Raw genomic sequence first — 26430 nt, 5'->3', positions numbered from 1 at the left:
TTCACTGCTGCACGGGCAGCTTGCGGCTTTCTTCCCTTCCATATCCTTTAATTTCAATGGCACCGGAAGAAAGGACAATTTCAGCAAAGGCATTTTCTGATTTGGTTTCCACCATCCCCTTGAGATTTACGAAATGAATCCCATGATGAAAAGCATAATTCCCGGTATGGTTGTGCCCGTTTAACCAGAGTTTCACACAGGAATATTTTTCGAGTAACGCCAGTGTTTCTTCCTGGTTCCACAATGTGTGAGATTCCAGCGGAAGGAGAGGGTAGTGGCAAAAAACGGCTACCTTCAGTTTGTTGTTTTCTGCCTCCTGCAACTGATTTTCCAGCCATTCCAGTTGTTTTTGTCCCAACCCACCGTTCCAGGGATGGTAGTTAGGCTTACCTTCAGCTTTCAACCGGGTAGTTATCTTTTCTGCCTTCTTTACCACATCCGGATCAGAAGAAAGAAAAGAGATGTCGTTTCCATTGAGAAAAACAAAATGCCAATTTTCCTTTTGGAATGAATGATACATTTCTGCGAGGCCAAGCTCCTTAGGAACCTGGCTGCGAAGTGCCGGCTCTACCTCCAGATCATGATTGCCGGGCACATGAAACAATGGTTTTTCTATTTGTTTCAAAACAGGTTCCAGCAGGGTATAACTTTCAAAATCACGATCGATAAGATCGCCCAGGTTGACAACAAATCCGAGTTGTTTGTTTTTGTTGAAGTGGGCAATACAATCTGCCAGTTTTCCTGAGGAATCACGATAATATCGGGATCCTTCTGTTTTGCAGTCACAAAACTGGCAGTCGGCAAATACCCCAAAATGTATTTGCCCGAAGGATATGCCCGGTGTAAATGTAATTAGCAATAAAAGAATGACAGTTAGCTTATATTTATTCCTCATTGGCAGGCATCTGAAACGACCCCAGGTTAGTGACTTTATAATCAGCCATTGAAAAACGGGTGTTGGAATTGGCATCAACACGGGTTACCTGCATAATCGATTTTTCCCCGGTTTGCTTATCGGTGGTAGTGGCCTCCATCATATAACCCCAGGGAATACCGTGAGAGTAAAGACTGGTTTTAAACAGTGTACTGAAAAAATCCCGGGTATTCAATTTCAGATCCTTGGTGATCCATATTTCCGATTCGGACTCTTCATCGCTGTATTTGTACTCTTCACATTTGTACCCTGCAATGGTTTTTGTACGTCCCGTTTTGGTCACATTGGGATTGGCAATGTATGCATCCGGTGTTTCTTCCAAAATCTCCTCCTCATAGGTTTCACCAACCGAAGAGAAGAAGGCCCCCATACCATAAACAATACCTGTTTTTTCTCCCTTTTCTTCACTCAGAATAATGGTTGCGCCATTTTCAGCATCAATAATAAACATTCCCTGCCCGGGCTTTCCTATATCGCCTGAAACCATTTGGTAGGCCATGCTTCTCGAATCGGGGCTGAAATGGGTGATAAATTCTCCCTCACTCTCTTTCTTTCCGTTTCTGTTATATGATTCAATGTGCATCTGAATCAGGTGGTCGAAACGGTAACTGTCAGCAACCGGTACCGGTTCGCCTGACATTCCTATTCCTTTTAGGATATTCTGCATACGTTGCTCGCTGCGGGCATCGCTGCCTGAACCGTCAGATGTACTTTCCGGTTCCTCACTTTCGAGTGATTCTTCAATTTTATCGAGTTGCTTATCAATGGCTTCATCTGTTTTTTCTTCTACACGTTTTTCCACTTTCTCTTCCACTTTCTCCTGAACTTTTTCCTGGAGTTTTTTCAAAAATCGTTGTCCATGCGCAGGTTGAACAAATAAAACTGAAAGCAACACGAGTAAGGTAACTTGAGGTAAAAACTTCATATTTAATAACTTTAGATTATAAAAAATGATACTTTATTACAAATTTAGTCTAAATCTTTACAAAAATACAGCAATTCTGAGATTAGAAATGCCCCGTCTGATCATTTTCTATATTTTTGTCTTTAATTATATCTGACATTACTTGAACCGAATGACTAAAAAGAGAGAATTTGACAAGGATTATTTTCTCTGGGAACGATTTAAGAAAGGCGATAACAAGGCTTTTTTTTCAATTTATGACAAATTTTTTGATACGCTTTTCAATTATGGATTACATTTTTCCCGGGATAAAGATCTGATAAAGGATTGTATTCATGATCTCTTTTTAGACTTATATAAATACCGGGAAAAACTCTCAGAAATCGATAATATCCGTTTTTATTTATTGCGCTCATTGCGTCGACTAATTCATAAGGAGAAGTCGCGGAAAATTTCTGCTTTGCGAGGTGAGCAGATATTGATGCAAAACGATATTCCCCAAATGGCGTTTGAGGATAACCTGATAGCTATCGAAACTGAAAGCGAAAATAACAGGGTTTTGGGTGAAGTAATGAAAGTGCTATCGGACAGGCAACGCGAGGGACTTTTACTGAAGTATGAACAAAATCTTTCGTATAAAGAAATTGCATATATTCTGGGGATATCCGTTGAATCAGCCCGGACTTCTGTTTACCGGGCCTTAAAAGATCTCCGGAAGGCGCTTAAAAAGAAAGGATTTTCCATGCAGGTACTCTTTATCTTTTTGCGTAACAGGAATCTGATTTTATAAAATAGGGTTGAGTTTTTTCTTGTTATTTTTACTACTACAAAACATTGAGGTGGCTATACCGCTTTTTGTGACAATAATGCTGTGTGCTATTTCCTGATAAACAGAGCTTCTGCGCACAAAAGTGAAAAAAAATCATTTTTTTTTGTCTATGTTTTTGGTACTGGTCTCTTTCTTTACAAAGAGAGGAACGAATGTGAATGAATAAAAAGCAAAAAATAGAAGCTCACGATATTTTATCGGATGATGAGTTTACTGAAGAATATTTTTCAGACAATACTAAAAAAACAGAGAAATCTGATGAAAAAGAGATATGGAAAGCCCGTATTATTTTTGATTTTTTAAATGCCCGGAAAAGAGGTTCCTGGCCGGTAGAAAGGGAACAAACGAAAAAGAGGCTTGAAAAATCCATTCAAAAGGCTGAAACAGGAAAATATTTATTAAAATGGGTGGCTGCAGTCTTTTTGCTATTGGCTATTTTTTCGGTATTGCTTATCCGAAACAATCTAAAAACGGAAACAGCAATTGTTGATTTTGCCCAAACAATCGATCCGACAAAGTCTGATAGTGTTACGAATCTCATTCTTCAGGACGGGCGCAAAGTTTTGATTACAGAAGAAGAATCCCAAATCGTTTATGATGAAAAAGGGATGAACATTGTAATTGATTCCTCCCAAAAGGTTTCCCAGGAAGTAAAGCAAAAGAAAGAGGTGTTTAATACATTGGTTGTTCCATACGGAAAACGTGCGCAGATATCTTTGGCCGGAGGATCAAAAGTATGGTTAAATTCCGGTTCCAAACTAATATATCCCGCAACTTATTTGAAAGGAAAAAGAGAAGTCTACCTGGAAGGGGAAGCTATTTTTGAGGTTGCCCATTCGGCACAAATCCCTTTTATTGTTCGAACGAAAGATTTTGATATTAAAGTGATGGGGACTGTTTTTAATGTTAGTTCCTATCCGGAAGATAACGTATCGAGTACCGTTCTGGAGAAAGGAAAAATAGAGTTAAGCCCCAATGAGCGCTCTTTTTTACGAAAGGAAAAACTAACCATCCTTCCGGGGCATATGGTGACTTTTAACCCGGTTCGAAAAACATTTCAGGAGCAACAGGTTGATACAGAGTATTATTTTTCATGGCGCGACGGATATATTATCTGTAAGGGCGAACCATTGGGAAGTATTTTGAGAAAGTTGGAACGCTATTATAATGTGAGTATTAAATTACAAAATGCCGAATTTAAAAGTGAAACATTTTCCGGGTACCTGGATCTGAAAAATACCCCGGATGAAGTTTTAAAAGTTATTGCTGAAACAACCCCTTTTTCATTGAAGTATGAGAACAAAAATTTTAATCACTAATTTAAATTTTTGTGTCTATGAAATAAATACGAACTTACATTTAATAAAATAAAAAAGCCTGCAGATGGTAGCAGCATCTGCAAGCTTTGAATTAATTAACATCGCCGTTGGACGATATTTATTAACATTAAAATCAAACAAAAGTATGAAAAAAAGTAAAACGGATTGCCTCATTTTTCTAAAATGGATAAAGGAGGCACATTTTTTTAAAATTATGAGGGTAACGTTTTTTCTGTTGTTGCTTGGAATAAGTCATGTTTTTGCGAGTGCAACTTATTCGCAAAGTGTAAAGTTTACTTTTAACAAGAAGAACATAACCATAGGGCAACTTTTTGAGGAGATTCAAAAACAAAGCGAGTTTATTATTTTTTATAAAGACAGCGACGTTAACCTGGATCAAGAGGTTGATGTGACCGCAAAGGATGCATCTATAGAAAAGATTTTGGACCTGGCGTTAAAAGGGGTAAACCTCAACTTTAAAGTTTATGGCCGGCAGATAGTTGTTTTTCCTGCCCCGACATCGGAAATAAGTTCCGCAGAAAATGATGGATCCGGGATGATTCAATTTCAGCAAAAGAGAATTACCGGAAAAGTAATCGATAACAAAGGCCTTCCTCTACCCGGCGTTTCGGTAGTTGTAAAGGGCACTAACATTGGAATGATGACCAATCCGGAAGGCGAGTTTTCTCTTTCCGTTCCAATCGATGCTGAAATTTTGCAGTTTTCTTTTGTTGGGATGCAAATGCAGGAAGTTGTCATCGGAACCCAAACAAACATTAATGTAACAATGATTCATGATGTTATTGGTTTGGAAGAACTGGTAGTCACTGCACTTGGCATTACCCGTGATAAAAAATCACTTGGATATTCAGTGGGAGAAGTTGGCGGTGATGAATTAAATGAAACACCTCAGGTTGGTGTTCTCAATTCGATGCAAGGGAAGGTTGCTGGTGTGCAGATTGCTCAAACATACGGTGTTAGAGGTTCTTCTGTTAACATGGTAATCAGGGGAGCGTCATCGTTAAACTCTGACAATCAACCTTTATTTGTAGTCGATGGTGTACCGATTAATAATACTTCAGATAATCAATTTAATGAAGCTGACCTGGGTAATGCTGTATCTGATTTAAATACGGATGATATTGAGTCAATTTCAGTATTAAAAGGCCCCAGTGCTGCTGCTCTTTATGGTTCACGCGCAGGTAACGGAGTTGTACTTATTACAACAAAATCGGGTACAGGTAAGGAAAAAGGTATAGGGGTGAGCTTCAATACATCAGTTATTGCTGATGTTCCGTATAAATATCTTCCTGTTCAAAATGAGTTTGCTTCAGGGCAAGATGGTGCATTTGTATTTGAAAACGATGCTTACGAATTCTGGGGGCCTAAGTTAGATAATGGCTTTATGGCCACCCAAAGATATGAGGATAGTCCGAGCGAATTGGTTTCACATGAAAACAATATAAATCGTCAGAAGGATTTTTATCAAGTCGGCTGGACTCAATCAAATAATTTAGCTATTACCGGGAATTACGAGAAAGCTAATTTCCGTGTGTCGCTGGGTAATTACGATAACACAGGTATTATGCCAAATATAGATCTAAAAAAGAATAATATTGGCATAAACGGAACTATGAGACTTACCGATAAATTGAACGTTACGCTAATGACGACTGTAAATGAGTCAAAATCAGATAACAGACCAAATGTTAATGACTCTTTTCTTACTCCAACAAGAGCCATTCTAACTATTGGGCCTCAGGTTGATATGGCACCTTATAAGAATCCGGAAACATGGTGGATGGAGGGGCAAACCGGAGTAGTGCAACGCAGATGGAAAGAAAGATGGAATAATCCTTATCTGATGCAGGAGTATGCAACAACCGCTTTTAACCGTACTCACGTATTGAATAAAGTGCAAATGGATTGGGAATTTATTAACGACCTACATTTTACAGCAAAATATTTACGAAGTTATTCAGTACAAAAAGCTACAAATCAAAGGCCATGGGATACAAATAAGCAACCTTATGGAAATTTTGATATAAAAAACTCCACTTCTAGAGAACAAAATTGGGAGGGGCTTTTTTCTTATGACAAAATGATTTTAAACGATTTGGACCTATCGGCTAATTTGGGTGGAAATCTTCGATACAATTATAGCGATAACATTTTTAACGGGACAACTAACCTGGTTATTCCCGGTTTATATAATGTTCAAAATGGTGGCCCTGGGTCCGTCACATATACTAATTCCTGGAGTGAAAAGAAAGTGAACAGTCTTTTCGGGCAGGTTTCTCTAGGCTATAAAAAGATGATATATCTTGATTTAACGGCGAGAAATGACTGGTCTAGTACACTTCCCAAAGATAACCGTTCATACTTTTATCCATCAGCTTCTCTTAGCATGCTTATAAGTGACATGTTTGATATGTCCGAATGGGTTACCTTCGCTAAGGTACGTGCAGGTTATGCTCAGGTAGGTAATGATGTAGATCCTTATCAACTTCAAAGGTATTATACTTTTGGTGAGGACTGGGGAGATGCAAAACGAGCCAGTATTTCCAAAGTGGCAAAGAATGCCCAACTAAAACCGGAAATAGCAACATCGAAAGAAATTGGAGTTGACTTGTCGTTTTTTAATAACAGGTTATCTCTGGATGCAACCTATTATGTAATGGATAATGAGAATCAGGTACTTGGCATTGATGTACCAATTACTTCAGGAGCAAACAGTAAGCTTATAAATGCTGGATTAGTAAGAAGTAAAGGTTGGGACGTGACTCTTAACACATCTATTATAAGAAAAAGTGATCTTTCTTTTGATATAGGATTTAATTTTACCAGAAACAGATCTACCATTGTAGAGCTTGCTGAAGGAATTGAATATTTTGGGTATAGCAAAGGATACGCTTATTTTTATACTTATCCAGGTGGCCAAGTTGGAGATATTTATCAAGCTCCTTTCTATAAAGTAGAGGATGTTAATTCTCCCTATTATGGCATGCCCATAATATATAACAACGGCAAGCCTGAAAGAAATCGAAATCCTGATAATTTCGAAAAAATTGGAAACTACAATCCTGACTTTGAAATGGGAATAAATCCTAGTATACAATACAAAAACTTTAGCCTTACTGCAGTTTTTGATTGGAGATCAGGAGGAGAATTCTATTCAGAAACTTTGAGGCAAGGAAAGAATGATGGAAGGTTTCCAGAATCAATTAATGGAGGCGCAGATTATGATCCGAATGTAGATATAGCACAACAAATTAGAGAAAACCCGGATAAATACATAAACAGGTGGATTGGAGGACGCGATTCCCAATATGGGGGATTTCCCTGGCCAAATGAAGAGACAAGGGAATATAGAAGTTATGTGAACGCATCCGGAGAAAGAGTTTATGTTAATGATGCCAGTTTTATTGTTGGAGTCATTGAGGATGGAGAAGGAGGATATATTGAGAATTTTGGAGGGCCGGGAACAATATGGTTAAGTCCGTATAATGCGAACAAGGGCGTTGACAGATACCTGGCGTCAGCTAATCTTTACAGTGCTACTTACGTGAAGTTAAGAGAGCTGTCACTTACGTATGATCTTCCGAAGTCTATAGTAAACAAAATGAAACTGCAAAAGCTCTCTTTAGCCTTGATAGGTCAAAATTTGTTTGCATGGACAAAGCACAATGTATTCGTCGATCCGGAAACGGCTTTTACCCTTGTTAACGATAATGATGCGGGTAAGGAACGGGGATATGAGTTTTACTCTGTAATTCCCTATACCCGTAGTATCGGTTTTAAAATAAACGTTGAATTTTAATCCTAATAATCATGAAGAAAATATTTATAATTCTATTAACAATAGCTCTCATTCCCATCGTCAATTCATGTGATGATTTTGAGGAAATAAATGTGAGTCCTAATAATGTGAGTGAGCTTTCACCAAACTTTTTATTGACCACTTGCACTAAAAATGTTGCATCTATATATAGTGATTTTGGCTATTGGAATTCAAGGATGCCTTCCTTATTACAGTATTACCAGGTAGGTGACGGTTATAAAGCAGAGGAATTTAATGCTTTATATTGGCAGCCAGGAGGCCATAGTCCATGGGAAGATATATACAGTAGTTTAGTACAAGTTCAAGCAATGTCCGATCTTAGCGTGGAAGAAGGTAACGTTTTTATTGAGGCAGCAGCGTTGGTTTACAGGGCTGTGCTTATGGATCTTGTTACGAAGGTTTATGGTGATGCTCCCTTTTCGGAGACAAATAAACTGGATGAAGGTCTTATTTTCCCGAAATATGATACACAGAAAGAGATTTATGAAACCATATTAATTGATTTAAAAACAGCAAAGAATATGATGGAGGGAATTTCTGGCCCTGAACTTCCCGTTTTGGATGGATATGATTTGTTGTACGACGGAGATAAAGGCAAGTGGATAAAGTTTATTAACTCTCTCAGGATCAGGATGTGTTTATTGTTAAACAATAAAAAGGCAGATTTAGGTGTAGATATAGACGCGGAATTTCAGGATGCGGCTCAAAATGTTTTCACAAGTAGTGATGATAATGCTCTTTTGTATTATCTTGGAACTTCTGCAGGTACTTCTTTTCGAGGAGGGCCGTTTAACTCTTCTGAACTTTCTTATGCCAGAAGAATGGGTCAACCTTTTCTGAACACTTTAAGAAACCAAAACGACCCGAGATTGTATAGGTGGATACGACCCGTAGAAAAAAATTGGAGTACGGAGGTTAGTACAGAAACGACTATCGATTTTACCGACCCACTTGGACAAACCTTTTCTGTTGACGTATTGCCTTATCCTACCGGCTTCGATATAGATACACATCTGTATGTTGGATTACCAATTGGTAGAAAAGATTCATGGACGGAATATAATGCTGGTCCCGATAAAAGTGTTGAGCCTAAATATTCCCCTTACTTATCGCGACTTACAGAAATGTATTTTGAAAATGCGAATCCATTAATTTCTATGACGATTATTACCTATTCTGAGGTTGAATTTATTCTTGCAGAAGCTGCGGCTATTGGAGCCTTTGGTATCACTGGTGCAGAAACGCATTATAAAAACGCCATAGCAGCTTCTATGGAGGAATGGGACATATTCGATGACTATGTTGGAGGTTTTGATTTTGATAATTTTTATAGTCAGGAATTGGTTGACTTAAATCAAGCCACCAATAAGCAAAAACGCATTATTCATCAAAAGTATATATCAATGTGGTTCAGGCCAGAACCATGGTTCGACTGGCGTAGAACAGGGTATCCTGATTTTGATGCGCCAATGGACGCAAGTCAGCCTTTATTGCCCATTAGGTATTCTTATAATAACCCTGATCCACCGGATCCTACGTATATTGAAAAGTACAATGAAGCTGTTGACAGATTGGAGAAAACTGAATATGTGCAGATAGGATCAAAAGACGATATTCGCTCGCGAATGTGGTTACTACAAAATACAGGTAAGCCTTATTAAAACAGTCTGTTCTGACTGGTTTGCCTCGCGATGGAAAACGAATATAGTATTTTAATAAATGTTTTCGTGTTCAGAGCAGAGGCTTTTCTGAAGAATTTGGGTTAAAGTAGCCGGTGGGTTTGTTAAAAGCCTGCCGGCTTTTTTTTGTCATTGTAACGGCTGAAAATATTTGGGCAGTAAGCAGGACATAATACAAAAAAAGGAGCCCTAAAGCTCCTCTTTTTGTGCCCGGAACAGGACTCGAACCTGCACGTCCATGCGGACACTAGTCCCTGAAACTAGCGCGTCTACCAATTCCGCCATCCGGGCTGATTTTTAAAAGAACGGTTGAACTGTACTCAGCTCGATTTCGAGGTGCAAATATATAAAAAAACGTCACCGGGAAGACACATCCCGGTGATTTTTTTACAGCATTTTTATTTGGTCCCCTACAGTATGTTTTTCACAATACTTACATCTTAATGCGATGGGTGAAGTAGCTACCACCCTAAACCGGGTAGTCATTTTTTCATGATTGGTAATACACTTAGGATTAAAGCATTTAACAATACCTGTAATTTCTTTCGGTACCCCGACCACTTTTTTTTCTGCCACTTCGTAATCACGAATAATATTCAGCTTGGCATGTGGTGCAATAAGGGCGATTTTATTGATTTCGTCATCTTCGAAAAATCTGTCGGAAACTTTAATAATGGCTTTACTGCCCAGTTTTCCACTTTCGAGATTCGCGCCAAAGGTAATCTGGTTCTCTATTTTGTCGAGCCCCAAAATGGAGATAACCTTAAACAGGTTTTGTGTGGGAATGTGATCTATTACAGTACCGTCTTTTATGGCGCTGACTTTGAGTTTCAGTTTTTTCTTATTGTTGTCCTTCATGATTTTCTACTTGAGGTTCATAATATGGGAAATGATAGCTTCGCGTGTATAAACCCCGTTTAGGGCTTGGGTAAAGTAATAGGCTTTTTCATTTTTATCCACATCAGTGTGAATTTCGTTTACACGGGGCAGCGGATGCAGAATTTTGAGGTTGGGCTTGGTTTTGGCCAACATCTCGTTACGCAGGATGTACACATTTTTCACCTGTTCATATTCAATCGGATCGGAAAACCGCTCTTTCTGAACACGCGTCATGTAAATAATATCTGCTTCGCTGATAATATCGGTAAACTCACGGTGCTCAAAAAAACGAATTCCTTTTTCCCGCAGGAACATTTTGTACTCGGCAGGCATCTGCAGCTCAGGAGGCGCAATAAAATTGAAAATTGGATTTTCAAATTCCGACATGGCCATGAGCAAAGAATGTACTGTCCGCCCGTATTTTAAATCGCCCACCATAAAAATATTGATATTATCGAGCGAACCCTGTGTTTTTAGAATGGAATACATGTCGAGCAGGGTTTGGGTGGGATGCTGATTGGCACCATCACCGGCATTGATTACCGGTACCGGGGATACCTCGGCTGCATATCGTGCCGCTCCTTCCAACGAATGCCGCATAACAATCAGGTCGGCATAGTTGCTCACCATTTTAATCGTATCATGTAATGTTTCGCCTTTTGACGTACTGGAACTGCCAGGATCGGCAATTCCGATAATTCTTCCTCCCAGCCGGCTGATTGCAGTTTCGAAACTCAGCCGGGTACGGGTAGATGGCTCAAAAAAAAGGGAAGCGACTACTTTCCCTTCCAACAGGTTTTGGTTCGGATTTTTTTCAAACTCCGCAGCCAGTTTCATTATTTCCAGGTATTCATCCTTCGAATAATCCGTAATAGAAATTAAATCTCGTTTCATTATTTTGATATATATTGAATGTCCGTTTTTTGCAGAAAAAAAGCCAATATTTCAGAAAAATAAAATATTGGCTTTCGGCTTTCTGGAAAAGCAATAGTGCTTTTTATTTTGTCGAAACATGAAAGGAATAGTCTGACCAGGCGCCGGAAAATGAAAATATTGGTTTTTTGGCAGGCGATACTGCCACAAAAAAGTCGGTGATTTTTTTGGCGATGCATCATGAGTTCAAATGTAAAAGGTTTCTGAAAAATGAAAGCGAAGCCAGGGCAGTTTTTTTAACCAATTTATTAACACTTTTCACCATTTTAAGTACTTTCTATTTCTACGCCGTAAAAATTGCGGAACAGCTCTTCTATCCGGGAAGCTTCTGATTTCCGGACAGAAAAATTGAGCTGGCAGTCCAGTTCGAAGCGGGTATCTGTGATATGCAGATTTTCCTGCTTAACTATCTGCATTACGTCATTCATCTCTTTGTAGGTGAATTTCAGCCGGAAGTTCTCTTCTATAATTCGGGTTACAATGTCAGCGTTTTTAAGCGCTTCGGCTGCAGCTGTCCGGTAGGCGTTAATCAGACCGCTTGTACCGAGCAATGTCCCGCCAAAGTAACGTACAACCACCAGGAAAACATTAGTAACCTCAAAGCTCTGCAATTGCCCCAGAATGGGTTTTCCGGCAGTAGAGGAGGGTTCTCCGTCATCATTCGCACGAAAAAGGATGTCTTCCGTACCTAATCGCCAGGCGTAACAATGATGACGGGCGCTATGATGTTCTTTTTTTATTTGGGTTAACAGCTCTTTAACTTCTTCTTCATTTTTTACAGGAAAAACAAAAGCGAAGAATTTACTTCCTTTGTCTTTGAAGCTTCCTTCGCTTTTGCTTTTTATGGTTTTGTAGGTATCTGTCACTACATAGTCAATTTTTTCTCGATATCTTCAACGTATTGCCTGAAATTTTTATCGGTATCTTTTAGGTTATTTACGGTTTTACATGCATGGAGCACGGTAGCATGATCTTTATTCCCGATTTGCGCCCCGATACTTGCCAGTGAATATTTGGTCAGGCTCTTCGAAAAGTACATTGTAATTTGCCTTGCCTGCACAATTTCACGCTTCCGGGTTTTGGTCTGAAGCGACTCTACCGGCATGTTGAAATAATCGCACACCACTTTTGAAATATACTCAATGGAGAGTTCCCTTCTCGAATTTTTCACCAACTTGTTGATAAGCTTCGAAGTAAGGTCAAGTGTAATTTCACGTCTGTTAAGCATGGATTGTGCCAGCAGCGAAACAAGGGCACCCTCCAGTTCACGAACGTTGTTGGTTACATGTGATGCAATATATTCCAATATATCTTCTGTAAGATCAATACCATCTTTATATACTTTCCTGCGAAGTATTTCCATGCGGGTTTCAAAGTCAGGCGTTTGCAGATCAGCAGTCAAGCCCCATTTGAAGCGCGACAACAGCCTTTGTTCCATCCCTTTCAGTTCGATGGGCGGCTTGTCGGAAGTTAATATGAGTTGCTTTCCTGTTTGATGAAGGTGATTAAAAATGTGGAAAAATGTTTCCTGTGTTTTTTCTTTTCCCGCAAATTCCTGTACATCGTCCAGAATAAGTACATCTATCATTTGGTAGAAATGCAAAAAGTCGTTCCGGTTATTGTTCCGGGTAGCCTCGGTAAACTGTGTTTGAAATTTATTGGCATTAACATACAGTACCACCTTGTCGGGCATCTGTTCTTTCACTTCAATTCCAATTGCCTGTGCCAGATGAGTTTTGCCCAACCCGGAATTTCCATAAATCATCAGGGGATTAAAAGCAGTTCCGCCAGGGTTTCGTGCCACAGCAAAACCGGCACTCCGAGCCAGACGGTTACAATCGCCTTCCACAAAATTATCGAAGGTATTATCGGGTTTTAATTGCGGATCTATTTGCAATTTTTGTATTCCAGGTATAATAAATGGGTTTTTAATGGCTTTCTTTTCATCTCCCTTCAGGGGAATGGTCATTGGCTGGTTTTGAATTTTTAAATTGTTGTTGGTAGGATAGCTTACGGTAAAGGGAGTCCCGTTTCCTCCACGTGCTTCTCCGTTGGCCGGTCCCATCACTACATTATATTCCAGTTTGGCGCCGTTTCCCAGCACCATCCGAAGTGTTTTTCGTAAAATATCAATAAACTGCTCCTCCAAGTACTCATAAAAAAAGGCACTCGGGACCTGAATGGTTAGTACTTTGTTTTCAAGTTTGACGGGTTCGATGGGTTCAAACCAGGTTTTATAACTGCTCCCTGGTACATTATCCCTGATAATGTCAAGACACTTAGCCCACGCAGATTGATATTCGCTGTTCATTTATACTCGCTGGATTTTGAGGTTCTACTAAATTCCCTTTTTAATTCCCGAAAGCAAAAATTGCGAAAAAAAAGTTAAAAAAAAAATCCGTTTTCACTTGACTTTTTTAAAAACTGTTTATTGTTTTCGTTATGAGGACTTTAAAATATATAATTTTCTAAAATTAATTAATGCCCTGTAAATGAGTGTGTTGCTTTTAACATTTTGATTAGTAGCAGGCTAACTGGTAGGTAGTAGTAGGTATTAATTTTTCATAAAGAACACTATTAACAATTATCCGTTAATTACCGGAGCGATTTGAGTGCTTTTTCCAGTTTTATAAGCCGGCCATTTTTAAAAGCTACAATAGACGCATCCGGAAATTGTTTTAGCGCTTTTTTATGCAGATCCAGAATTTCGGAAAAAGAGTTTGACGTGCCGGTCAGGTATGTAAAAGCTCCGCTGGCTTCATATTCTTCTGGTTGAAAGCCTTTGAACTTTTCAGAATCAAGCGGAATCCGGTTCTCGCTCGATATCAAATGTACTTTAAAAATAATATCGCCAGCCTTTTCTCCGGAGGCATTCACGTAAACTTTCCGGCCCAAATCGATTGCAGAAAAACTAAGGTATCGTTCGGGATTGGCCCGGATATCAGTCATTAAAAGATTTAGATTTTCAGTGAGCAGGTTTACGGACTGGTAGAGTTCATCATCGTTAAAGAGTCGCCCGGCGGTATTGTCTGTACTATTGAGTTTCGTCAGTAACAGATTGATTTTTTCCGTTGATTCGTGAATCGTGCCGAGTAGGGGAGATACCGTTATTTGAGCCAGCGTATCGCTAAATGCAGATAAATTTTGTAAGGTGTTTTCAAATTCCCCGGAGTTCCGGTTTAAAACAGTTGTTATTGTGTCAAGGTTTGTGATAACATTTTTCATGCTTTCCTTTTCCGATGATACGATTTCCTGCAGGTCGGCGGTAGTTCTTTCAATATTATAAATTGTTTGGTTGATGTTTTCAAAACTTTCGGAGAGGTTTCTTCGTGCATCTTCGTTCAGAATTACGGTAAGCACGGTGATTGCCGAGTCGATCGTGCCGAGCAGCTCCTCGGCTTTATTTTTTATAGGAAGTACCTGCATACTTACCTGTTCTTTCAGATCACGTTCCACATCCCCGGGAATTGTGTCATTATCGTTATAAAATTCACTTTCTTCGCTTAAGTTTATCCGGATAGTTCGGGTTCCCATAATATCGCTGCTTGCAATCTGTGCTACCGAATTTACGGGTATTTTTACAGATGAATCAATTATAACAGTAACCAAAAGCCTGCCACTGTTGTCGGGTAAAAATTTTATTTCTTTTACATGGCCAATCTTAAAACCACTCAGTATCACTTCATTGGATCCGGAAAGGCCATCCACCCGATTATAAATAACATGGTATTCATTGCTTTTCTTAAAGATGTCATTTCCTTTCAGGTAGCTCAGGCCCCAGATTAGTGCGGTTATAGATAAAACAATTAAAATTCCCAACCGGGTATACTTTGAAACTTTCATTTTGCTGTCATTTAATGAACAATAAGTGAAGTAAAATTAGGGAATTCAAACAGGAATTACCTAAAATATACCGGAAAAACATTTTTTTAATGGCTACATTTTTTGCAGGGCAACATCTACCGGAATCAATTCTCCGTTTTCGAAGGCAACCACAAATGCCCCGTTAAACCTGGACCGAAGCCGTTTCCTTTCTGCTTTGGCCTGCTCAATTGTACTATACTTCCCACAAAAATAACGGTACGTTTTACCGCTGTTCTGCATGAATATTTCACTTTCCCCGTTAAAATTCGAGGGTTTTATTTCTACCGGACTTGCAAGTGAAGCTACCTGCACCGAAAAAATGATATCTGGTTTTTGAGCAACTTGATTTTCTCTGCTCTCACTTCCGTTGACATTCCCGGGCGATAGTGGGGCAGAAGGAACTGTTACCAGGTTGAAACTGCTTTTGGCCTCCACCTTTTTTTTATAATCCCGGAATGCCCTGTAGATTGCCGATGCCAGGTAATCCCTGCCCGGTTCACTCATTAGAAAATTCCGTTCGGAGGGATGGCTCAAAAAACCGGTTTCGACCAGAATGCTGGGCATGGTGGTTTGTCGCAATACCAAAAAACCCGCTTGTTTTACGCTCCTGTCGATGCGTTTGGCCCGCTCCCTGAACTGGTCTTGTATGGCAGAGGCAAGCATGGCGCTTTGTTCCAGGTATTCGTCCTGAACCAGTTCAAACATAATATACGATTCGGAGGAGTTAGGATCGAATCCTTCGTAAGTGGTACGGTAATCGTCTTCCAGCAAAATAACAGCATTCTCTTTTTTAGCAACCTCTAAATTATCTTTTGTACGATGTTGTCCCAAAATATAGGTTTCCGTTCCCTGTACCAACCCCCGCTGAACAGCGTTTACATGTATCGAGATGAACAAATCGGCATCATTTTCATTGGCAATGGCTGCCCGCCGGTAGAGAGGGACAAAAACGTCCCGGTCGCGGGTATATATTACTTTAACTTCGGGAAAGTTCTGCTGAATGTATTTCCCAAGTCTTAATGAAATATCCAGAACAATATCCTTTTCGCGTGCACGGCCATGTACGGCTCCGGGATCCCTGCCTCCGTGGCCCGGGTCAATGACTACGGTACGAACATGCGATTCATCCACTGGCGGGCCCGCACGGACTACGCCCGGCAACCCGCAATTAATAAACAAAAATGCACAGATGTATGGCACTACTTTCATAATCGTTTCCTGTTTCCGGAACAAAAATAGAAATATTAGAATTATTTTGCATTTATTAGGGCTCAGGTATAACCCTTATTTTTATTTTTGCACCTCGAGCCAGGAGGAGAAGCATTAAATGCAGAAAACATTTTGTACAAATTATTGATAACATACTTTCTTGCTGTATTGCCACTGATAACTTTAGGCCAGCAAACAGAGACAAGGCCGGATAATTTAAATTTATCAGGGATTGATACCACCAGCACCATGCCTGACCGGCGGGATACCATAGTGCCAAGTCTGCTTGAGTCTGACTTCTTTGTTCCGGATTCCCTTTCGACTGACACAATGGCTATGGAGAAGGCCCCTGTCATTGAAGCGCCAATTGATTACAATGCCGAAGACTCAATTATAGGCTCATTCGACGGGCAGAAAGTGTATCTCTACAATAATGCAAAGGTTACGTATCAGCAGATTGAACTGACAGCCTATTATATCGAACTTGATTTGGAAACCAAAGAAGTGTATGCTGAAGGCATTAAGGATTCCACAGGAACTTTGATTCAAAAGCCCATTTTTAAAGACGGAAACGATGAGTTTGAATCGAATACATTGCGGTATAATTTTGAAAGTGAAAAGGGAATTATTACCGATGTAGTAACGGAGCAGGGGGAAGGTTTTGTACACAGCCAGCGAACAAAAAAGATATCGAAAGATGCTTTTGTTTTAAAAGATGGGAAATATACTACCTGCGATGCACCACATCCTCATTTTTACCTGCACCTGACCAAAGCAAAGGTTATTTCAAAAAATAAGATTATTACAGGTCCGGCATACATGGTTCTGGAGGATTTTCCTCTCTATTTTCCCATCCTGCCTTTTGGCTATTTTCCCAATACACCTTCATACTCTTCCGGGATTTTAATCCCTACATACGGCGAGGAGAATAACCGGGGTTTTTTCCTAAGGGAAGGTGGTTACTACTGGGCCGCCAGTGAATATTTTGATTTGGCGGTGCAGGGCGATATTTATTCCAAAGGTTCGTGGGCTACCAAGTTGCATACCAATTACCGTAAAAGATACAAATATAACGGGGGATTCGATTTTCGTTATAATTTAAATGTTTATAAGGAAAAGGGTGATCCCGATTATAATCCGTCAAAACAATTTGCGATTACCTGGAACCATAGTCAGGATGCCAAGGCGAACCCCAACCAGACTTTTTCGGCCAGCGTAAACTTTTCTACCAGCGGGTATGACAAGCAAAACGCCATTTCTGCCGAGAATTACCTGAGAAGTCAAAAGTCATCAAGTATTGCATTCTCCAAAAAGTTTGAAAATACGCCTTACAATTTGTCTGTAAACCTGAGGCATTCGCAAAATTCCACCGATTCTTCTCTCACGTTATCGCTTCCTGAAATGACCTTCAGTATGGCAAAAGTTTATCCGTTGCGGAAAAAAGTTAGGTCTGGTGCATTGAAATGGTACGAAAAATTTGGTATAAATTATACGGGAAACCTTAGAAATTCAATTACTGCCCACGAGTCAGAAATTTTGCAAAAGTCGTTTGCCCGCGACTGGAAAAATGGTATCCGTCATAATATCCCGATTTCATTGCCCAGCTTTAACTTGCTTAGCCATATTAATTTTAGTCCCGGTTTCAACTACAACGAAAAGTGGTATTTTAAAAGATATGATTATACGTATGTTAAAGACGGAAATTTCAACAATCCGGGTAATTTCTCGGATGACATCCGGATAGATACCATTACCGGGTTAAACAGGGTTTATGACTATTCTTACAGTTTAAGCGCCTCTACCAATATTTACGGGATGTTTCTTCCGGTTAACCCGCAATCGAGGGTGAAAGGTATCCGGCATAAAATGACACCTTCATTTAGCATCAGCTACCGGCCCGATTTTGGGGCCGAACGGTTTGGCTACTGGAAAGAAGTGCAGGTGGATACAACCGGTGCTACCCGCTTTTTGGATGTGAATGATGGGGGAATTTACGGTGGTTCGCCTGGGAGGGGGGCCTCGGGAGCTATCTCGTTTTCACTCAATAATAACCTTGAGATGAAGATGATTGATAGAAAGGATACCACTCAAATGGAGGGGGAAGAAGAAAAATTTAAAAAGGTAAAAATTATCGATAACCTGAGTTTCAGCACATCTTACAATCTGATTGCCGACTCGTTAAACCTGTCGCCGATAAATATCAGGGCGCGGACTACTGTTGCCGGTGTAAATATAAATATGGGTGGTGTGCTCGATCCGTATATGACGAATGAAAACGGGACAAAAATTCATAAATATGTTTGGAATGAAAAATCGGGTTTGGCCAAACTAGGACGACTTACCCGTGCAAACCTTTCATTTGGAATGAATTTCAGATCGAAAAAGGGTGAAGAACAGGCCGAACGGAACAAGGAGTTGATAGAGGAAGAAAATGTATTGCCGGGAGACTATAGTCATTATGCTGATTTTAATATCCCCTGGGATTTTGGGTTTGACTATAGCTTTAATTATGCCGGGCCGCGAAGACCTTCAGAAAAAGGAAGGATAACACAAACTATTGGGGTCCGCGGAAACCTGAGCCTTACCGATAAATGGAGGATCAGCATGAATACCAACTACGATATTATGGCCGGAGAATTTTCTTTCACCACCTTCAATGTAAACCGCGATCTTCACTGCTGGTCCATGGCATTTAACTTTGTACCGTTTGGGTATATGAAAAGTTACAGCTTCACCATCAACGCCAAATCATCGATGCTTAAAGACCTTAAAATACAGAAACGCCAGAGTCACTACGATAATTTCTAAATCTGATAATTATGAAACGAATTATTTCAACCGGCAAAGCGCCACAGGCAATCGGACCTTACAGTCAGGCCGTAGAGATAGAAGGAACCCTTTATATTTCGGGACAGGTTCCGCTGAATCCTGAAAATATGAAGTTGGTGGAAGGTGGAATTAAAGAGCAGACTGAGCAGGTAATGAAAAATATTGGCGCCATTTTGGACGCAGCCGGATATAGCTTCTGGGATGTGGCAAAGTCAACCTGTTTGTTGGCCGATATGAAATACTTCAAGGAAATGAATGAAGTTTACGGAAAGTACTACCCGGAAAATCCACCTGCACGGGCTGCCTTTGCTGTAAAGGAACTCCCGTTGGGCGCTTTGGTAGAAATAGAAACCGTGGCGATAAAATAAAACAGGATCGGATTTTTTATTTCTGTAAAATGGAAATGAGTAGTCCGCTGTTTTTACCTTTTGCCTTTTCACTTTTTCCTTGTATTTTTGCGACTCATTTTCAAATGAAATGTTATATCTATGTTTGAGAACTTAACCGACAGGCTGGAGCGATCATTTAAACTGCTTAAAGGGCAGGGTAAAATCACTGAGATAAATGTAGCTGAGACCCTGAAAGATATTCGCCGTGCATTGCTCGATGCCGACGTCAACTTTAAAATAGCCAAAACATTTACTGACGAAGTAAAAGAGAAAGCATTAGGCCAGCAAGTACTGTCTGCTGTGAAGCCGGGACAGTTAATGGTGAAAATTGTGAAAGACGAACTGTCCGGACTGATGGGCGGCGAATCAGCCGACATCGACCTGAGCGGTTCTCCTTCTGTTATCCTGATGGCCGGGCTCCAGGGATCTGGTAAAACCACCTTCTCGGGCAAACTGGCCAATATGCTTAAACGCAAAAGAGGAAGGCACCCGTTATTGGTGGCTTGCGACGTTTACCGGCCTGCTGCAATCGACCAGTTGAAAGTGCTGGGAGAACAAATCAATGTACCCGTCTACACCGAAGAGGGGAACATGGATCCGGTAAAAATTGCCCAGGCTGCTATTAAGGAAGCTAAAAAGCAGGGGCATGATGTGGTAATTATCGATACTGCCGGTAGGTTGGCCATCGACGAGCAGATGATGAAAGAAATTTCTTCCATCAAAAAAGCGGTACAGCCAAACGACATTCTGTTTGTTGTTGATTCCATGACGGGCCAGGACGCAGTGAACACCGCCAAAGAGTTTAATGACAGGCTCGACTTCACCGGAGTTGTGCTTACCAAACTCGACGGTGACACCCGTGGTGGTGCGGCTCTTTCTATCCGGGCTGTGGTGGAAAAACCTATCAAATTTGTAGGAACAGGCGAAAAATTGGATGCCATCGATGTATTCCATCCTTCCAGAATGGCCGATCGTATTCTCGGTATGGGAGACATTGTTTCGTTGGTTGAAAAGGCCCAGGAACAGTATGATGAAGAAGAGGCCCGCAAACTGCAAAAAAAGCTGGCTAAAAATACTTTCAACTTCAACGATTTTCTGAAACAGATCAACCAAATCAAAAAAATGGGTGATCTGAAAGATGTGGTTTCGATGATTCCCGGAATGGGCAAGGCTATGAAAAACATGGACCTTGATGATGATGCCTTCAAACATATTGAAGCGATTATTTACTCCATGACGCCAGCCGAACGGGAAGATCCATCTCTCATTAATGGCAGCCGCCGTAAGCGTATTGCCGGAGGATCGGGAACCAGCATTCAGGAGGTGAACCGCCTACTCAAACAGTTTTCCGAAACCCGGAAAATGATGAAAATGGTTTCGCAGGGAAAAAATATTCAACGTATGATGGGAGGAATGAGGCAGCCCGGAGGAAGATAATAAAGGCACAAAATAACCCGATACTAAAAACAACAACATGATATTGATTGATGGCAAAAAAGTGGCGGCTGAAATGAAACAGGAAATTGCTGCCAAAGTTTTGGAATTAAAAGAAAAAGGCGGAAAAACTCCTCATCTGGCTGCTGTTTTGGTTGGACATGATGGAGGCAGCGAAACCTATGTCGCTTACAAAATAAAAGATTGTGAAGCCGTGGGGTTCAAATCGTCGCTTGTCCGTTATGAAGATGACGTAACGGAAGAGGAACTTCTTTCCAAAGTGCAGGAACTGAATGAGGATACCGACATTGATGGCTTTATTGTTCAGTTGCCGCTGCCCGGTCATATTTCGGAACAAAAGGTAATAGAAGCCATCGATCCAAAAAAAGATGTTGACGGATTTCACCCTGAAAATGTAGGACGCATGGTTATCGGGTTACCATCCTTTGTTTCTGCCACCCCTTTTGGAATTGTGGAACTTTTGAAACGCTATAATATTGAAACGAACGGAAAAAACTGTGTCATTGTAGGCCGTAGTAATATTGTTGGCCGGCCATTGAGCGTACTTTTATCTCAAAAAGCGATAAATGCCACAGTAACCGTTGCCCACAGCCGGACGCAAAACCTGGAGGAAGTTTGCCGCAATGCCGATATCCTCGTTGCAGCCATTGGTGTACCTGAATTTGTAAAAAAGAATATGGTGAAGGAAGGTGCAGTAGTTATTGATGTGGGAACTACCCGGGTGAAATCGGATCAGACCAAGTCTGGCTGGAAGCTGAAAGGCGACGTACTGTTCGATGAAGTGGCTTCAAAATGCTCCTATATTACCCCGGTTCCGGGTGGAGTGGGGCCCATGACCCGTGTTTCGCTACTGCATAATACGCTGCTGGCCGCAACCGGTAAAATATATTAAAAGAACATTTTTTTATTGGACAGCGGTGGTTTAATGGCGACCGGAAGTGTTTTTTAATAATTATTTTCTATTTTTGATTCGCTAACCAGGGAAATCGAAAATCACAAGGTATGGAAAACGTTGATTACAAGGGGGAAAAAAAGAAACCGGAAATCAATCCCAAACAAGGGATTCATTCAAAAACCATTCGGGCTGGAAAGCGGACTTATTTTTTCGATGTCAAAAGCACGCGAAACGATGAGTACTATTTAACCATCACCGAAAGTAAAAAGAAATTTGGGGAGGACGGAAATTTTCGTTATGAAAAGCACAAGCTTTTCCTGTATCCCGAAGATTTTGAGAAATTTTCCGAAACGCTGGAAGATGTAATTGGCTATATTCATGAGAATCAGCCGGAAATAAAAGCGGATGAGCCTGATGTTACATCGAAAGCAGTAGAGGAAAACAAGGTAGAAGAGCAGGAAGAAATTTCTGTAGAGTCGGCAGCTGTAGCAGATAAAAATTTTAGCGACCTTGAATTTGACGATATTTAAGCCCGGTCGCTTAGTTCCAGCCAGCGTAACTCTTTTTCATCCATTAAAGACTTAACCCTTACTAACTCTTCCGATTTTTGGTGGAGTTCTTCATGGCCAAGTGTCCCTGAATTAAGGGTATCTTCCAATTGTTTCCTTTGTAATTCGAGGGTTTCTATTTCATTTTCCAGGAGTTCCATTTCCCGCTTCTCTTTAAACGAAAGCTTCTTTTTTGTGTCTTCCCGGCCACTGTCCGAACTGCTTTTCCGGTTGGTTTTTCCTGCTACATTTTTTGCTGAAATCTTTGAAACTTCTTCCCTGGTTTGTTTTTGTTGCTGGTGTCGATAAATCGTATAACTACCGGGAAAATCACTTATGATACCGTTTCCTTCGAAAACAAAGAGGTGCTCCACAATTTTATCCATAAAAAACCGGTCGTGCGAAACCACTACTACACATCCTTCAAAAGCTCTGAGGTACTCCTCAAGCACATTCAATGTCAGAATATCAAGGTCGTTGGTCGGCTCGTCAAGAATCAGAAAATTAGGGTTCTGCATTAAAACGGTACAAAGGTAGAGCCGCCGTTGTTCGCCGCCGCTAAGTTTTTCAATGTAATTGTATTGAGTTTCGGGTGGAAATAAAAACCGGGTAAGCAATTGCGTGCTGGTCATGCGCGTACCATCCTCAAAAATTATGTATTCGGCAATTTTATTTACTGCATCAATTACTCTTTCCTGCGGGTTGAAATTGATTCCATCCTGTCGGTAATATCCAAATTGAACGGTTTGCCCAATTTCTATCTTTCCCTTATCCGGCTGCAAAATTCCGGTTATCAGGTTCAAAAAAGTCGTTTTACCCGTTCCATTTTTTCCTACAATTCCCACCTTTTCGAAACGTGAGAATTTATAAGTAAAATTATCCACCAGGTTCATGCCGGGAAATGATTTGGAAAGATGCTCTATCTCCACTATTTTTTTACCCAACCGGGCCGATTTTATATTGATGTCGATACTTCCTTCCTCAAATTTCCGGGTGGATTTTTCTTTTATTTCGTAGAATGAATCAACGCGGTATTTTGCTTTATGCCCGCGGGCTTTGGGCATTCGGCGCATCCATTCCAACTCGGTACGAAGCAGGTTTTTTGCTTTGGTTACCGAGGCCTGCTGTGATTTAATCCGATCATTCCGTTTTTCCAGGAACCAGGAATAATTTCCCTCATACCGGTAAATCTTGTTATCTTCCATTTCGATGATTTCATTGCAAACCCGGTCAAGAAAATAGCGATCGTGGGTGACCATCAGCAAAGTGGATTTGGATTTTCCGAGGTAAGATTCCAGCCACTCAATCATTTCCAGGTCGAGATGGTTGGTTGGCTCATCAAGAATCAGGAGATCCGGGTTATGAATCAATACCTTGGCCAATGCCAGTCTTTTTTTCTGGCCTCCCGAAAGTTCGCCTACAAGCTGTTCGAAGTTGGTAATATTGAGTTGGGTAAGGACCTGCTTAATTTCCACTTCAGAGTCCCACGCAGCCAATTCATCCATTTTGGCAGAAATCTCAGTAATCTTCTGCTGGTTATTTTGTGCAACCGCCAGTTCAAATTCCTTTACTGTTTGCAGCTTTTCACTGTCTGCTTCAAAAACCTCTTCCAATACAGTCAGCTCCGGGTTTAACTTTGGAATTTGCTCGAAATAGCCAATTTTTATATTATTTGTTACAGTAACAGAGCCGCCATCTGGTGAATCTTTACCTGCCAGTATATCGAGCAGTGTCGATTTTCCGGTTCCATTACGGGCAATCAATGCCACCTTTTGCCCTTCGGAAACAGTGAACGAAATATTTTCAAAAAGCATCAACTCTCCCCACCGTTTTGAAAGACTCTCTGCCTGAATGTATGGTCTCATGTAAAAAATTTTGACAAAAATAACAATTGCGAATGAAAAAAGCCGGCATTCACCGGCTTTTCAAAATCTGTTTAATTTGCTAACCTCAAACTATTTCTTTTTAAGGGAGAGAAACAGTTCTCAATATTTCCTAATAGTAGGACTCGTAAATTGCTATATTGTTACATTCCTTTTGCAAAAAAAATTATTTCTTTTGTAACAAAATACAGATCAATGCAAAAGAAACAGTTGTTTGAAGAGGTCATTCGGTATTTTGAGAAAAATATGCCGGTTGCAGAGACAGAGTTAGCGTATGAAAACCCTTTTCAGCTAATTGTGGCCGTTATTCTTTCAGCCCAGTGCACAGACAAAAGAGTAAACCAGATAACTCCCGAACTGCTCAGGCGGTTTCCAACTCCGGATAAAATGGCAGAAGCCGAACCTGCCGAGGTTTTCGAATACATCAAAAGTTGTTCTTATCCTAATAATAAATCGAAACATTTGGTAGGAATGGCCCGCAAGTTAATGGAGCTGTTTGATGGCAAAGTACCAGATGATGTGGATGATCTGCAAAAGCTCCCGGGAGTGGGCCGGAAAACAGCCAATGTGATTGCTTCAGTGGTTTACAACAAACCGGCGCTGGCTGTCGATACTCATGTGTTTAGAGTCGCGGCACGCATTGGCCTGACAACCGGCGCCAAAACTCCGTTGGCTGCCGAAATGCAACTGATAAAATATATTCCTGAAGAACTTGTTCCCAAAGCGCATCACTGGCTGATTTTGCATGGAAGGTATGTTTGCGTGGCCCGCAAACCAAAATGCGAAAAATGTGGACTCACTTCGGTGTGTAAATATTATATGGAATCAGTTAAGAAATAGCAGGCTGACAGCCATTACGGCCATTCCCCCTACTAATCCGTAAATTCCCCAGTGGTGTTCCCCGTATTCTTCCGCGGAAGGCAATAGTTCGTCAAGGGAAATGAAAACCATAATTCCGGCGATAAAAGCAAGGGAAGAAGCAAAGAAAACTTCTGAATTTGCAGCGGTTAAAAACGGCAAAAGTAAAAAATAGGCCAGAATAGCGCCCACCGGCTCTGCTAATCCGGAAAGAAAAGAATATAAAAAAGCTTTTCGCCTGCTGCCGGTGGCATAAAAAATGGGAACGGAAACGGCTATTCCTTCCGGAATGTTGTGAATGGCAACGGCAATGGCAATGGCAATACCCACTGTCGGATCATTCAATGCAGAAATAAATGTGGCTATTCCTTCCGGAAAGTTATGAAATGCAACCACCACCGCCGTTAAAATTCCTGTCCGGTAAAGTTTATGATTGGATTTTTTCCTTTTCTGATCAGTCATTTCTTCCACTGCCCGCATTTCGTGTGGGTTTTCAAAAGAGGGAATAAATCTGTCGATAAGTCCTATCAATAAAATACCGCCAAAAAATGCAAGGATAGTAAACAAAGTCCCGGTAAATTCTCCGTATCCTGCCACAAAACTTTCTTTGGCATCGAAAAATATTTCTACAAACGAAATGTAGATCATAACTCCGGCTGAAAAGCCCAGTGAAACGGTAAGCAGCTTGGTGTTTGTTTTTCGGGCCATAAGTGCAATCGTACTGCCTATTCCGGTAGATAAGCCTGCGAATGCCGTGAGAAGTAATGCATACAATACGTTGGATGTAGTCATAAATATTTGTTTTGCGCTCAAAATTAGCAAAAAGCTTATTAAATCAATTGGAAGAAAATAAAATCATCCCGGATTTTTGTTTTTCCTTTTGTATGAATTTAATGTTGTAGTATAGGAATTATATTGTCATGGATCTTTGATATTTTATCAAACTTTGTACTTTTGCGTCTGACATTTTAATTTATAAAATTCGTAGCTATGGCATATAAAATTTCAGATGAATGTATTGCATGTGGAACATGTATTGACGAATGCCCGGTTGATGCAATATCAGAAGGGGATATTTATGTAATTGACGCTGATCTTTGCACCGATTGTGGTTCATGTGCAGAAGTGTGCCCGGTTGAAGCTATTTCAGTGGAAGAATAAACCGGACGACATAAATTGAAT

General features: G+C 40.5%; 21 protein-coding genes and 1 tRNA gene. 11 read left to right on the top strand and 11 right to left on the bottom strand.

All coding sequences use genetic code 11. The features are described from left to right. Position 1: 1 nt before the first annotated feature. Positions 2 to 895, bottom strand: coding sequence for a metallophosphoesterase (locus tag D1164_RS19610; protein WP_172594543.1), 894 nt, complete (start codon positions 893 to 895; stop codon positions 2 to 4). Then, positions 885 to 1859 carry a DUF4412 domain-containing protein gene (locus D1164_RS19605; RefSeq protein WP_119351602.1) on the bottom strand — a complete coding sequence of 325 codons (975 nt, stop codon included), beginning with the start codon at positions 1857 to 1859 and terminating at the stop codon, positions 885 to 887. Before D1164_RS19605 ends, D1164_RS19610 begins: the two co-directional genes overlap by 11 nt. Before the next feature lie 151 nt (positions 1860 to 2010). Between D1164_RS19605 and D1164_RS19600 the strand changes: the two genes are divergently transcribed. From D1164_RS19600 to D1164_RS19585, 4 genes are all read left to right on the top strand, one after another. Further along, positions 2011 to 2628 (top strand): RNA polymerase sigma factor, encoded by a 618-nt coding sequence (locus tag D1164_RS19600; RefSeq protein WP_119351601.1) that lies wholly within the window; start codon positions 2011 to 2013, stop codon positions 2626 to 2628. 197 nt (positions 2629 to 2825) lie between these two features. Beyond that, positions 2826 to 3986, top strand: coding sequence for a FecR family protein (locus D1164_RS19595; protein WP_119351600.1), 1161 nt, complete (start codon positions 2826 to 2828; stop codon positions 3984 to 3986). Positions 3987 to 4050: 64 nt separating this feature from the next. Then, positions 4051 to 7806 (top strand): SusC/RagA family TonB-linked outer membrane protein, encoded by a 3756-nt coding sequence (locus D1164_RS19590; protein ID WP_206611074.1) that lies wholly within the window; start codon positions 4051 to 4053, stop codon positions 7804 to 7806. Positions 7807 to 7817: 11 nt separating this feature from the next. After that, positions 7818 to 9488, top strand: a complete 1671-nt coding sequence (locus tag D1164_RS19585; protein ID WP_119351599.1) for a SusD/RagB family nutrient-binding outer membrane lipoprotein — start codon at positions 7818 to 7820, stop codon at positions 9486 to 9488. 225 nt (positions 9489 to 9713) lie between these two features. On the opposite strand, the gene D1164_RS19580 is transcribed toward D1164_RS19585, so the two are convergent. The 7 genes from D1164_RS19580 to D1164_RS19545 form a co-directional block, all read right to left on the bottom strand. Next, a tRNA-Leu gene (locus D1164_RS19580) sits at positions 9714 to 9797 on the bottom strand. 96 nt (positions 9798 to 9893) lie between these two features. Beyond that, entirely contained in the window at positions 9894 to 10364 is a 471-nt protein-coding gene (gene pyrI, locus D1164_RS19575) for an aspartate carbamoyltransferase regulatory subunit (protein WP_119351598.1), read from the bottom strand. 6 nt (positions 10365 to 10370) lie between these two features. Continuing rightward, positions 10371 to 11279 carry an aspartate carbamoyltransferase gene (pyrB, locus tag D1164_RS19570; RefSeq protein ID WP_206611073.1) on the bottom strand — a complete coding sequence of 303 codons (909 nt, stop codon included), beginning with the start codon at positions 11277 to 11279 and terminating at the stop codon, positions 10371 to 10373. Positions 11280 to 11584: 305 nt separating this feature from the next. Then, a complete protein-coding gene (locus tag D1164_RS19560; RefSeq protein ID WP_119351595.1) occupies positions 11585 to 12184 on the bottom strand; it encodes an IMPACT family protein in 600 nt (199 codons plus the stop codon). Continuing rightward, a complete protein-coding gene (gene dnaA / locus D1164_RS19555; RefSeq protein WP_119351594.1) occupies positions 12184 to 13629 on the bottom strand; it encodes a chromosomal replication initiator protein DnaA in 1446 nt (481 codons plus the stop codon). Before dnaA ends, D1164_RS19560 begins: the two co-directional genes overlap by 1 nt. A 284-nt stretch (positions 13630 to 13913) precedes the next feature. Beyond that, positions 13914 to 15161: an MlaD family protein gene (locus D1164_RS19550; protein WP_119351593.1), complete on the bottom strand. Its 1248-nt coding sequence runs from the start codon at positions 15159 to 15161 to the stop codon at positions 13914 to 13916. Between the two features lie 93 nt (positions 15162 to 15254). Further along, positions 15255 to 16391 (bottom strand): N-acetylmuramoyl-L-alanine amidase family protein, encoded by a 1137-nt coding sequence (locus tag D1164_RS19545; protein ID WP_172594542.1) that lies wholly within the window; start codon positions 16389 to 16391, stop codon positions 15255 to 15257. 132 nt (positions 16392 to 16523) lie between these two features. On the opposite strand from D1164_RS19545, the gene D1164_RS19540 reads away from it, so the two are divergent. The 5 genes from D1164_RS19540 to D1164_RS19520 all read left to right on the top strand — a co-directional run bounded on the left by D1164_RS19540 (position 16524) and on the right by D1164_RS19520 (position 22489). Continuing rightward, positions 16524 to 19199: a putative LPS assembly protein LptD gene (locus D1164_RS19540; protein ID WP_147372235.1), complete on the top strand. Its 2676-nt coding sequence runs from the start codon at positions 16524 to 16526 to the stop codon at positions 19197 to 19199. Positions 19200 to 19210: 11 nt separating this feature from the next. Then, positions 19211 to 19588, top strand: a complete 378-nt coding sequence (locus D1164_RS19535) for a RidA family protein (protein ID WP_119351591.1) — start codon at positions 19211 to 19213, stop codon at positions 19586 to 19588. Positions 19589 to 19708: 120 nt separating this feature from the next. Continuing rightward, the gene (gene ffh, locus D1164_RS19530) at positions 19709 to 21046 is read left to right on the top strand and encodes a signal recognition particle protein (RefSeq protein ID WP_119351590.1); all 1338 of its coding nucleotides are present in this window, start codon (positions 19709 to 19711) and stop codon (positions 21044 to 21046) included. 37 nt (positions 21047 to 21083) lie between these two features. Continuing rightward, a complete protein-coding gene (locus D1164_RS19525) occupies positions 21084 to 21956 on the top strand; it encodes a bifunctional 5,10-methylenetetrahydrofolate dehydrogenase/5,10-methenyltetrahydrofolate cyclohydrolase (RefSeq protein WP_119351589.1) in 873 nt (290 codons plus the stop codon). Positions 21957 to 22066: 110 nt separating this feature from the next. Next, positions 22067 to 22489 carry a DUF3276 family protein gene (locus tag D1164_RS19520; protein WP_119351588.1) on the top strand — a complete coding sequence of 141 codons (423 nt, stop codon included), beginning with the start codon at positions 22067 to 22069 and terminating at the stop codon, positions 22487 to 22489. Here D1164_RS19520 and D1164_RS19515 read toward each other — a convergent pair. Beyond that, on the bottom strand, positions 22486 to 24372 hold the full coding sequence (locus tag D1164_RS19515) for an ABC-F family ATP-binding cassette domain-containing protein (RefSeq protein WP_119351587.1): 1887 nt from the start codon (positions 24370 to 24372) through the stop codon (positions 22486 to 22488). The genes D1164_RS19520 and D1164_RS19515 overlap by 4 nt on opposite strands. 213 nt (positions 24373 to 24585) lie before the next feature. Here D1164_RS19515 and nth point away from each other — a divergent pair, with 213 nt between their 5' ends. Beyond that, a complete protein-coding gene (gene nth, locus D1164_RS19510; protein ID WP_119351633.1) occupies positions 24586 to 25230 on the top strand; it encodes an endonuclease III in 645 nt (214 codons plus the stop codon). Here the strand turns inward: nth and zupT are convergent. Further along, positions 25216 to 26040, bottom strand: coding sequence for a zinc transporter ZupT (gene zupT, locus D1164_RS19505; RefSeq protein WP_119351586.1), 825 nt, complete (start codon positions 26038 to 26040; stop codon positions 25216 to 25218). The two genes, nth and zupT, sit on opposite strands and share 15 nt — an antisense overlap. A 198-nt stretch (positions 26041 to 26238) precedes the next feature. Between zupT and D1164_RS19500 the strand changes: the two genes are divergently transcribed. Then, positions 26239 to 26409, top strand: coding sequence for a DUF362 domain-containing protein (locus tag D1164_RS19500; RefSeq protein ID WP_119351585.1), 171 nt, complete (start codon positions 26239 to 26241; stop codon positions 26407 to 26409). Positions 26410 to 26430 lie beyond the last annotated feature (21 nt).

It is taken from the genome of Mariniphaga sediminis (assembly GCF_003573545.1).
GTDB classification, from domain to species: Bacteria; Bacteroidota; Bacteroidia; order Bacteroidales; family Prolixibacteraceae; genus Mariniphaga; species Mariniphaga sediminis.
Note: the sequence above shows the minus strand (reverse complement) of the source record. Positions and strands in the feature narration are given on the sequence as shown.

Coding starts and splice junctions, on each gene's coding strand:
- zupT (WP_119351586.1), bottom strand. CDS start 26,040: ATGACTACATCCAACGTATTGTATGCATTACTTCTCACGGCATTCGCA.
- D1164_RS19585 (WP_119351599.1), top strand. CDS start 7,818: ATGAAGAAAATATTTATAATTCTATTAACAATAGCTCTCATTCCCATC.
- D1164_RS19520 (WP_119351588.1), top strand. CDS start 22,067: ATGGAAAACGTTGATTACAAGGGGGAAAAAAAGAAACCGGAAATCAAT.
- D1164_RS19590 (WP_206611074.1), top strand. CDS start 4,051: ATGGTAGCAGCATCTGCAAGCTTTGAATTAATTAACATCGCCGTTGGA.
- D1164_RS19595 (WP_119351600.1), top strand. CDS start 2,826: ATGAATAAAAAGCAAAAAATAGAAGCTCACGATATTTTATCGGATGAT.
- D1164_RS19545 (WP_172594542.1), bottom strand. CDS start 16,391: ATGAAAGTAGTGCCATACATCTGTGCATTTTTGTTTATTAATTGCGGG.
- D1164_RS19500 (WP_119351585.1), top strand. CDS start 26,239: ATGGCATATAAAATTTCAGATGAATGTATTGCATGTGGAACATGTATT.
- D1164_RS19515 (WP_119351587.1), bottom strand. CDS start 24,372: ATGAGACCATACATTCAGGCAGAGAGTCTTTCAAAACGGTGGGGAGAG.
- D1164_RS19600 (WP_119351601.1), top strand. CDS start 2,011: ATGACTAAAAAGAGAGAATTTGACAAGGATTATTTTCTCTGGGAACGA.
- D1164_RS19605 (WP_119351602.1), bottom strand. CDS start 1,859: ATGAAGTTTTTACCTCAAGTTACCTTACTCGTGTTGCTTTCAGTTTTA.
- pyrI (WP_119351598.1), bottom strand. CDS start 10,364: ATGAAGGACAACAATAAGAAAAAACTGAAACTCAAAGTCAGCGCCATA.
- ffh (WP_119351590.1), top strand. CDS start 19,709: ATGTTTGAGAACTTAACCGACAGGCTGGAGCGATCATTTAAACTGCTT.
- D1164_RS19525 (WP_119351589.1), top strand. CDS start 21,084: ATGATATTGATTGATGGCAAAAAAGTGGCGGCTGAAATGAAACAGGAA.
- D1164_RS19550 (WP_119351593.1), bottom strand. CDS start 15,161: ATGAAAGTTTCAAAGTATACCCGGTTGGGAATTTTAATTGTTTTATCT.
- pyrB (WP_206611073.1), bottom strand. CDS start 11,279: ATGAAACGAGATTTAATTTCTATTACGGATTATTCGAAGGATGAATAC.
- D1164_RS19535 (WP_119351591.1), top strand. CDS start 19,211: ATGAAACGAATTATTTCAACCGGCAAAGCGCCACAGGCAATCGGACCT.
- D1164_RS19610 (WP_172594543.1), bottom strand. CDS start 895: ATGAGGAATAAATATAAGCTAACTGTCATTCTTTTATTGCTAATTACA.
- nth (WP_119351633.1), top strand. CDS start 24,586: ATGCAAAAGAAACAGTTGTTTGAAGAGGTCATTCGGTATTTTGAGAAA.
- dnaA (WP_119351594.1), bottom strand. CDS start 13,629: ATGAACAGCGAATATCAATCTGCGTGGGCTAAGTGTCTTGACATTATC.